The organism is Flavobacterium sp. (genome assembly GCF_044338735.1).
Taxonomy (GTDB): domain Bacteria; phylum Bacteroidota; class Bacteroidia; order Flavobacteriales; family Flavobacteriaceae; genus Flavobacterium.
Map to the genome: position 1 here is coordinate 1 of NZ_JBIIWV010000086.1, position 9,228 is coordinate 9,228.

General features: G+C 32.8%; 8 protein-coding genes. 6 read left to right on the forward strand and 2 right to left on the reverse strand.

All coding sequences use genetic code 11. From position 1 onward, the window contains the following. Positions 1 to 464, reverse strand: a 464-nt coding sequence (locus ACIQZC_RS06810; protein ID WP_396138484.1) for a class I tRNA ligase family protein, incomplete at its 3' end; no start/stop codon positions are given. Positions 465 to 778: 314 nt separating this feature from the next. On the opposite strand from ACIQZC_RS06810, the gene ACIQZC_RS06815 reads away from it, so the two are divergent. The 6 genes from ACIQZC_RS06815 to lgt all read left to right on the forward strand — a co-directional run bounded on the left by ACIQZC_RS06815 (position 779) and on the right by lgt (position 6,359). Continuing rightward, on the forward strand, positions 779 to 1,204 hold the full coding sequence (locus ACIQZC_RS06815) for a DUF1573 domain-containing protein (RefSeq protein WP_396138485.1): 426 nt from the start codon (positions 779 to 781) through the stop codon (positions 1,202 to 1,204). Between the two features lie 96 nt (positions 1,205 to 1,300). Then, entirely contained in the window at positions 1,301 to 2,497 is a 1,197-nt protein-coding gene (locus ACIQZC_RS06820; protein WP_396138486.1) for a pyridoxal phosphate-dependent aminotransferase, read from the forward strand. Between the two features lie 122 nt (positions 2,498 to 2,619). Beyond that, a complete protein-coding gene (folE, locus tag ACIQZC_RS06825) occupies positions 2,620 to 3,291 on the forward strand; it encodes a GTP cyclohydrolase I FolE (protein WP_396138487.1) in 672 nt (223 codons plus the stop codon). 40 nt (positions 3,292 to 3,331) lie between these two features. Continuing rightward, positions 3,332 to 4,816 carry a cysteine--tRNA ligase gene (gene cysS / locus ACIQZC_RS06830; RefSeq protein WP_396138488.1) on the forward strand — a complete coding sequence of 495 codons (1,485 nt, stop codon included), beginning with the start codon at positions 3,332 to 3,334 and terminating at the stop codon, positions 4,814 to 4,816. A 46-nt stretch (positions 4,817 to 4,862) separates the two neighbouring features. Next, entirely contained in the window at positions 4,863 to 5,117 is a 255-nt protein-coding gene (gene yidD / locus ACIQZC_RS06835; protein ID WP_396138489.1) for a membrane protein insertion efficiency factor YidD, read from the forward strand. Between the two features lie 309 nt (positions 5,118 to 5,426). Next, entirely contained in the window at positions 5,427 to 6,359 is a 933-nt protein-coding gene (lgt, locus tag ACIQZC_RS06840) for a prolipoprotein diacylglyceryl transferase (RefSeq protein ID WP_396138490.1), read from the forward strand. A gap of 236 nt (positions 6,360 to 6,595) precedes the next feature. Here the strand turns inward: lgt and secDF are convergent. Continuing rightward, a partial coding sequence (secDF, locus tag ACIQZC_RS06845) for a protein translocase subunit SecDF (RefSeq protein ID WP_396138491.1) occupies positions 6,596 to 9,228 on the reverse strand: 2,633 nt, incomplete at its 5' end.

Sequence of the window (9,228 nt, forward strand, 5' to 3'; positions counted from 1 at the left end):
GAATGAATTACAGAAGCTGACATATCGTCATCCATTGTAAACTTGGTACGATTCCAATCGCAAGAACAACCTAATTGTTTTAATTGTTCTAAAATGGTTCCACCGTATTTATCAGTCCATTCCCAAGCGTGTTTTAAAAATTCTTCGCGCGTTAAATCATTCTTATTGATGCCTTCTTCTTTTAACTTGGCCACTACTTTTGCTTCGGTTGCAATAGAAGCATGATCGGTTCCTGGTACCCAACACGCATTGAATCCTTTTAAACGCGCACGACGAATTAATACATCTTGAATGGTATTATTCAACATATGCCCCATGTGTAAGACTCCCGTTACATTAGGTGGCGGAATTACAATGGTGTATGGCGTTCTATGGTCGGGTTTTGAAGAAAAATAATCATTTTTCATCCAATAGGCGTACCATTTTTGTTCTACTTCTTTAGCGTTGAATTGTGCGGGAATCATATAATTTTAGATTTCAGATATTAGATTTTTGATTTCAGATTTACGCTGAATAATTTTAAAACAACGATTACAAAAAATCGAAAAATTAGCTTTCTAGCCCCGATGGAAGCGGCACCTTGTAGAGCGAACAGCGGGAAAATGGATAACAAAAAGATCCCGAGCCATTCGCTTCTCAAAAAAAGCAACTTTGGTATGTTTTTTGTGTAACTAAGTGCAAAAGTAACGATAACACTAAAATAAAAAAAATGTTACGTGTAGTTTGTTCGTTACTTATATTTATTTAATTTTACAGCACACTATTAATTAATAAAATGATGAAAAAATTACTTGTTTTTATAACCGTGTTGATTGGTTTGACTTCCCTAGCTCAAAAAGGTCCTAAAATTGAGTTTAAAGAAGAAACCATCAATTATGGCGAAGTGGAAAAAGGAAAAGATGATGGAATCCGAATATTTGAATTTACAAATACAGGAGACGAACCTCTTTTAATTAAAAATGCTAAATCGAGTTGTGGTTGTACCGTTCCCGAATGGCCAAAAGATCCAATAGCTCCAGGCGCTAAAGGTCAGATAAAAGTGCAATACAACATGAATCCTGGCCCAATTAGTAAAACCATTACTATTGAAAGTAATGCCACTAATAAACCCGATGGAATGGTTCCACTGCGAATTAAAGGAACTGTAATTGTAAAAGAAGAAGTAAGTCCCTTAGTCAAGAAAAAGACCTTACCCAATTCATAAAAAAGCAAGCCTCATATAAATTGAGGCTTTTTTTAAACGAAAATAGTATGCAATTCTGAAAAAAGTTGCAATTTTGCTCAACTAAAAAAATACATCATGCCAAAAGTTTCGAATAAAGGACAACAAATGCCCGAATCTCCAATTAGAAAATTGGTTCCCTACGCTGAAATTGCAAAGAAGAAAGGTCACAAAGTGTATCATTTAAACATTGGTCAACCCGATATTAAAACACCTGAAGTTGCACTTCAAGCAGTAAAAAATGCTGACATTAGTGTTTTAGAATATAGTCATTCTGCTGGGTTTGAGAGCTACAGAACAAAACTATCGCAATATTATAAAAATCACGGTTTACCTATTGAAACACAAGATATTATTATTACTACAGGTGGTTCTGAAGCCTTACTTTTTGCTATGGGAAGCACAATGGATAGCGGTGATGAAATCATAATTCCTGAACCTTTTTATGCTAATTATAATGGGTTTTCTATCGCTTCTGGTGTAAAAGTAGTTCCTGTAATTTCTGGAATTGAAACCGGTTTTGCTTTACCTCCTATTGAAGCTTTTGAAAAATTAATTACGCCAAAAACAAAGGCTATTTTAATTTGTAATCCTGGAAATCCAACTGGATATTTATATTCTAAAGAAGAAATTTTAAAACTGGCAGAAATAGTTAAAAAACACGATTTGTTTTTGATTGCTGATGAAGTATATAGAGAATTTATTTATGATGGTGAAAAGCATTTTTCGGTAATGAATGTTGCTGGTTTAGAAGAACATGCAATTATGATTGATTCGGTTTCGAAACGATATAGTATGTGTGGGGCAAGAATTGGCTGCATTGTTTCAAAAAACAAAGAAGTTATGGCAACAGCTATGAAATTTGCACAAGCACGATTGAGTCCGCCTACCTATGCACAAATTGCAAGTGAAGCAGCACTAGATACGCCTCAAAGTTATTTTGATGATGTCATTTCTGAATATAAAGAAAGAAGAGATGTATTAATTTCTGAATTACAAAAAATTGATGGAGTTACAGTTGCTACTCCAAAAGGCGCCTTTTATTGTATTGCAAAATTACCCGTTGATAATGCCGATAAATTTGCTCAATGGTTGTTAGAATCTTATGATTTTAATGGAGAAACTGTAATGGTTGCTCCTGCAGAAGGATTTTATTCAACACCAAACGTAGGACTTGATGAAGTGCGTATTGCTTATGTTCTGAAAAAAGAAGATTTAATAAAAGCGGTTCAAATTTTAAAAGAAGCAATTAAAGTATACAATTCTATTAAATAAACATTTATTTATGTCGACCAATAAAGGAAGGTCTATAAAAAAGACGTTCCTTTATTTATTCGATGTTAGTTTATTATTTATCTTTGCCTATTCAAAAATTACCAAGAAACTAATCAATACGAATGAAACAAAACGAGGATTTTCAAGAAGAAATAGGAAACAACCATGTTGCAACAAGTGCTCAAACACCATTGCGTGCGGATGCTTTTGATATTTCTGACGATGAAAAAATAGAATCAATTAAAAAAGATGTTGAGCATATTTTGAACACTCTTGGTCTTGACCTTACAGATGATAGTTTGAAAGGAACACCTAATCGTGTTGCAAAAATGTTTGTAAAGGAAATTTTTGGCGGATTAAATCCTGCTAAAAAACCAAGTTCATCAACCTTTGAAAACAAATATAAATATGGTGAAATGCTCGTTGAAAAAAACATAGTTGTTTATTCTACTTGTGAACACCACCTTTTACCGATAGTAGGACGAGCTCACGTTGCTTATATTTCTAAAGGAAGAGTCGTAGGTTTATCCAAAATGAATCGTGTGGTTGATTTTTATGCCAAAAGACCCCAAGTACAAGAACGTTTAACCATGCAAATTGTTCAAGAATTACAAAATGTTTTAGGCACAATGGATGTAGCATGTGTTATTGATGCCAAACATTTATGCGTAAATTCTAGAGGAATTAGAGATATTGAAAGCAGTACTGTAACTTCAGAATTTGGAGGTAAGTTTAAAGAAGACAAAGTAAAAAGAGAATTTTTAGATTATATAAAGTTAGATACTCAGTTTTAATTTAAAAATCAATCAATACTAAAATCGAGCAATCGCACTAATGGAACTATATAAAAATCAGCCGCTTAAAATATACAATACCCTTTCGGGGGAAAAAGAAACCTTTACTCCTATTCATGAAGGAACTATTGGTATGTATGTTTGCGGTCCTACAGTTTATAGCAATGTACATTTAGGCAATGTTCGTACTTTTATGTCTTTTGATGTAATTTATAGATATTTATTGCATTTAGACTACAAAGTAAGATATGTCAGAAATATTACCGATGCTGGTCATTTAACGGATGATGGCGATGTTGCCAATGACCGTTTTGTAAAACAATCGCGTTTAGAAAAACTAGAACCCATGGAAATTGTTCAGAAATATACTGTCGATTTTCATAAGGTTTTAGATACTTTCAATTTTCTTCCTCCAACAATTGAACCTACTGCAACAGGTCATATTGTAGAACAAATAGAATTAACCCAAAAGTTAATTGAATTGGGTTTTGCCTATGAAAGCAATGGTTCTGTGTATTTCGATGTTTTTGCTTACAACGCAAAGGGCTTGAATTATGGAGCACTAAGTAATCGTAATATCGATGAATTATTTGCTAATACGCGTGATTTAGATGGACAAACTGAAAAGAAGAATCCACAAGATTTTGCGCTATGGAAAAATGCATCACCTGCTCATATTATGCGTTGGAATTCACCATGGGGAGAAGGTTTTCCGGGCTGGCACTTAGAGTGTACAGCCATGAGTACTAAATACTTAGGAGAAACGTTTGATATTCATGGAGGTGGTATGGATTTGAAATTCCCACATCACGAATGTGAAGTAGCGCAAGGAACTGCTTGTAACGGTCATTCGCCGGTAAATTTTTGGATGCATACTAATATGCTTACCATGAACGGACTGCGCATGAGTAAATCTACTGGAAATTATATTTTACCAATGGAATTAGTCACAGGAAATAATTCGTTTTTTGAAAAATCATTTGAACCAAATATTGTTCGTTTTTGCTTTTTACAAGCGCATTACCGAAGTGTTTTAGATATTTCAAATGATGCCATGGTAGCTAGTGAAAAAGGATATAATCGATTAATTGAGGCATACAAATTAATACCTTCATTACAACCAAGTGCAACTTCGTCATTAGACATTACTTCTTGGAAACAAAGTTGTTATGACGCTATGAATGATGACTTTAATACGCCTATTTTAATTGCACAATTATTTGAAGGAGCGCGTTTTATCAATTTAGTGAATGATGGAGCAGCAACTTTAACTTCGGAAGATATTGAACTGTTATCTCAAACACTTTCAGATTTTATTTATGAGGTTTTAGGAATGAATAATACTTCAGCTGGAACTTCAGGTTCAACCGAAAAACTAAATGGTGTGGTTGAGATGCTAATTCAAATGCGCAATCAGGCTAGAGCTAATAAAGATTTTGCTTTATCGGATGAAATTAGAGACAAACTTCAAGAGCTAGGAATTATTATCAAAGACGGAAAAGAAGGAACGACTTTTAGTTTTTAATCCAATAAGAATCTCTTTTTGAGGTTCTTATTTTAACTAAATAATCATGTGTCAAATGCAATCGAAGTATCCAAATTCGGCAAAACAATGGATAATTTTTCCATTTATCTTACTAATACGATTTTATCAAGTAGCTATTTCGCCATATACACCCGCTGCATGCCGCTTTGAACCCAGTTGTTCAAATTATACCTTACAAGCATTTACAAAACACGGATTGTTAAAAGGAGGTTGGTTATCAATGAAACGCATTATTAGTTGCAATCCTTGGGGAAAAAGTGGTTATGATCCGGTACCCTGATTTTAGATTGATGATTAAAGATTTTTGATTTTAGAAGTTTATTTTAGAACACAGATGACAAAGATTAAACGGATTTACACTGATTTTCTTTGTGATACTTTCTGTTACAAAATTAGCTCGCAAAGACGCGAAGTCGCAAAGATTTTAATAATTACCAAAATTTCTTCAATCTGTGTTCCTGAATTTTGTTTCAAGTTGGAAGTTGATTTTTGAAATTGACATTGCTCTTGAATAAATTTCTTATCGTAATTTTAACATGTTTCCCAATAATAATATTTATTTTTACGCTTTAATCATTTACACAAAATTATGATTCACGCACTTAATATGGTTTGGAATCCTTCAGAAGGGTTTGATTTAGGATTTTTCTTATTGCGTTTTTACAGCCTTTCCTGGGTATTGGCTTTTGGATTAGGTTGGTATATAATGAAACCTATTTTCAATAGAGAAAACGAATCTATTGAAGCATTAGATAAATTATTTATCTATACACTTGTGGCTACCATGCTTGGTGCACGATTAGGACATGTGATTTTTTATCAACCTGAATTATTTAGCGAAGATCCATGGAGTGTTCTATTACCAATAAGTACAAAACCCTCAATTCATTTTACAGGTTTTGCAGGATTAGCCAGCCATGGAGCAGCAATTGCAATAATAGCTACTATGTTTTATATTCAAAAACGTGTAATTAAACGTTCGTTTTTATGGATATTAGATCGAATTGTAATTCCGGTTTCATTAGGTGCAATTTTCATTCGTTTAGGGAATTTCTTCAACTCGGAAATCGTAGGAACCAAAACAGATAGTGCTTTTGGGATACAATTTTTGAGAGACAAATACAGCCCAACAGAAGCCATGCAAATAACTCAAATTGGAGACAAAAACGAAGCTTACAACACGATAGCTTCCAATCCTCAATTCTCTGATTTTTTAGCGGCTGTAACACCAAAACACCCAGCACAATTGTATGAGGCAATTAGCTATGTTTTTGTTTTTGCTATTTTGATGTTTTTATATTGGAAAACCGAAGCAAGAAATAAAGCTGGTTATTTATTTGGTTTGTTCTTAATTTTACTATGGTCAATTCGTTTTGTAGTTGAATTTGTAAAAGAAAGTCAGGGTGGATTTGAAGAATACCCAATTTTTAATTCCCTTTCAACGGGACAATGGTTAAGTATTCCATTTATTATTATTGGATTCTATTTTGTATTTAAAGCAAAGGAAGCACATAAAGCATAATCCAAAGCATTTAAATAGATATTAAAAAAAGCGTTTAGTCAATTCTAAGCCCTTTTTTTATTTAAGTACATGAGAGATTCAATAATATGAAAATCGAATCAATTATAGTCTGTAACTAATTAAATATTAGAATATCTATTTCCCTAATACAATCCAGAATTATAAATAAGAAGTTTGTATAAATAAAAAAGCTGCTTTCAATGAAAGCAGCTTTTTATTATTAAAACGTGTACTAATTACGCGTGTCTTTTTTCTATTTCATCAATTTCACTTTTCTTCATTGAGTCAACCAAAACTGGAGTTGCAATGAATAAAGAAGAATAGGTTCCAATTATAATACCAATTAACATAGCAAAGATAAATCCTCTAATAGATTCTCCACCAAAAATGAACATGATTAATAATACCATAATCATCGTTAATGAAGTATTCAATGTTCTAGAAAGCGTTGTATTAATAGATGCGTTTACCACTTCTTTGAAAGTACCTTTACGTTTACCATCTAAAAACTCTCTAATTCTATCAAATACAATTACGGTATCATTCATTGAATATCCAATAACTGTTAAGATCGCTGCGATAAAATGTTGGTCCATTTCCATGTGGAAAGGCATAAATTTATAACAGATAGAATAAACACCTAGAACAAAAATAACGTCATGCGCTACTGCAGCAACTGCTCCAATAGAATATCCATATTTTCTGAACGAGATTACTAAGTATAGAGCAACGACTAACATTGCACCAATAACAGCCCAAAACGAGTTTGTTTTAATATCGGCAGAGATAGTTGGACTTACTTTTGAACCATATAATACTCCGAATTTTTTACCTTCATACAAGTTGATGAATTTTTCGTAAGTAAGATCTTCTTTGAAGTATTTTTTAAGACCGTTATATAACTTCTGGTTTACCTCTTTATCGATAGCAATACCTTCTTCTTTAATTTTATATTTTGTAGTAATTTTCAATTGATCTGCATCACCAAAAACTTTTGCTTCAACAGGTAATCCAAACTCTTTTGAAAGTTCTTCTGAAACTATATTTGACTCAACTGGTTTTTCAAATTTAATTTGATACGTTCTTCCTCCAACAAAATCAACACCTTCATCTAAACCATTAACAAAAAACGAAACACAACTAACAACAACTACTAATGAAGAAAACAAATAAGTCCATTTTTTAACTTTAATAAAATCAAAATGGAAACCTGTAAACCAATTTTTAGTTATCGCTGTTGAGAAGTTTAATGTTCTATTTTTAGCAATATCTCTATCAATAAAAATTCTAGCAATAAAAATTGAAGTGAATAAAGAGGTGAAAATACCAATCAATAATGTTAATGCAAAACCTTGAATAGGTCCAGTTCCAAAAACAAATAATATAATTCCGGTTAAAATGTGAGTAACGTTTGCATCTACAATAGAACGCATAGCTCCTTTCCATCCGTACGAAATATCAACTACGTCAGCAAGCGATTTACCTTCGCGTAACTCTTCTTTAGCTCTTTCGTAAATAATAATGTTAGCATCTACTGCAGTACCCAAAGTTAAAACGATACCTGCGATACCTGGTAATGTCAATACAAAACCAAAACTAGCCATTACACCAAATAAGAATAATACGTTTAATAATAAAGCCGCGTTAGCGTACCAACCTGCTCTACCGTAGTAAAACACCATCCATACACACACTAAAATAAATCCTACTAATGAAGAAAGAATACCTGCATCAATAGCTTTTTGTCCTAAAGATGGACCTACTTCAGCAGATTGAATAATTTCAGCAGCAGCTGGTAATTTTCCAGCTCTTAAAACATTAGCTAAATCTTTTGTTTCTTCTAATGTGAAGTTTCCAGAAATTTCTGATTGACCACCAGTAATTGCTCCTTTACTTACACCTGGTGCAGAATATACTGTATTATCTAAGACAATTGCAATAGCATTTCCTTGTTGCGAAACTGCTCCAGTAATTTTTTCCCACAATCTAGCACCATTTGCATTCATTTGCATAGAAACAGCTGGTTTGCCAAATTGATCAAAAGTATCTTTAGCATCAACAATAACCCCACCACTTAATGGCGCTACGTTATCTCTCGTTCCTTTTAAAACATATAACTCAGTAGCATCAGGCATTTTAGGATTAACTTTACCCCAAGCAAATCTAATATTTGTTAAATTAGCTGGAAGTAACGCTCTGATATCTGCTCTTTTTAAATATCCATTAATAACGGCTGTATCTTTTATGTTAAAGAAACCAATTCCCTGTTGACCAGGGCCAACCATTTTACCTAAAAAAGGACTTGTTTTTGCAGCAGAAGTATCTGCTTTATCAGTCAATAAAGAATCAATTCCTGAAGTTTTAACGGGAGCCGCTTTAACTTTTATTTCCGTTTTCTTAAGCGCTTCATCTGCAGCCATAACAAAACCAGAAACTTCATCTAATTTATAAGTTTCCCAAAATTCTAATTGGGCGGTACCTTGTAATAAATTTTTAATACGATCTACATCCTTAGCACCAGGTAATTCTACAAGAATTCTTCCTGAATTACCTAACATTTGAATGTTTGGTTGCGTAACACCAAATTGATCGATACGTTTTCTTAGTACATTAAATGCACTTTCAACAGACTCTAATACTTTCTTTTTAAGAATTGGCTCAACTTGTTTATTAGTCATGCCATTTTTAATTTCAGCTTCCAGGTTTCTGTTACCAAAAACATCTGCAGCCGCTAAATTTATATTTGCATTATTTGCTTCAACAAAGAAAGCATCAATATAATCTTGATTTCCTTGTTGATTTGTTTTAGCATCTGCTAATGCTTTATTAAAAGCAGCATTTTTAGAATCGTTTGCCAATCCTTTCAAAA

Coding starts and splice junctions, on each gene's coding strand:
- ACIQZC_RS06815 (WP_396138485.1), top strand. CDS start 779: ATGAAAAAATTACTTGTTTTTATAACCGTGTTGATTGGTTTGACTTCC.
- ACIQZC_RS06820 (WP_396138486.1), top strand. CDS start 1,301: ATGCCAAAAGTTTCGAATAAAGGACAACAAATGCCCGAATCTCCAATT.
- folE (WP_396138487.1), top strand. CDS start 2,620: ATGAAACAAAACGAGGATTTTCAAGAAGAAATAGGAAACAACCATGTT.
- cysS (WP_396138488.1), top strand. CDS start 3,332: ATGGAACTATATAAAAATCAGCCGCTTAAAATATACAATACCCTTTCG.
- yidD (WP_396138489.1), top strand. CDS start 4,863: ATGTGTCAAATGCAATCGAAGTATCCAAATTCGGCAAAACAATGGATA.
- lgt (WP_396138490.1), top strand. CDS start 5,427: ATGATTCACGCACTTAATATGGTTTGGAATCCTTCAGAAGGGTTTGAT.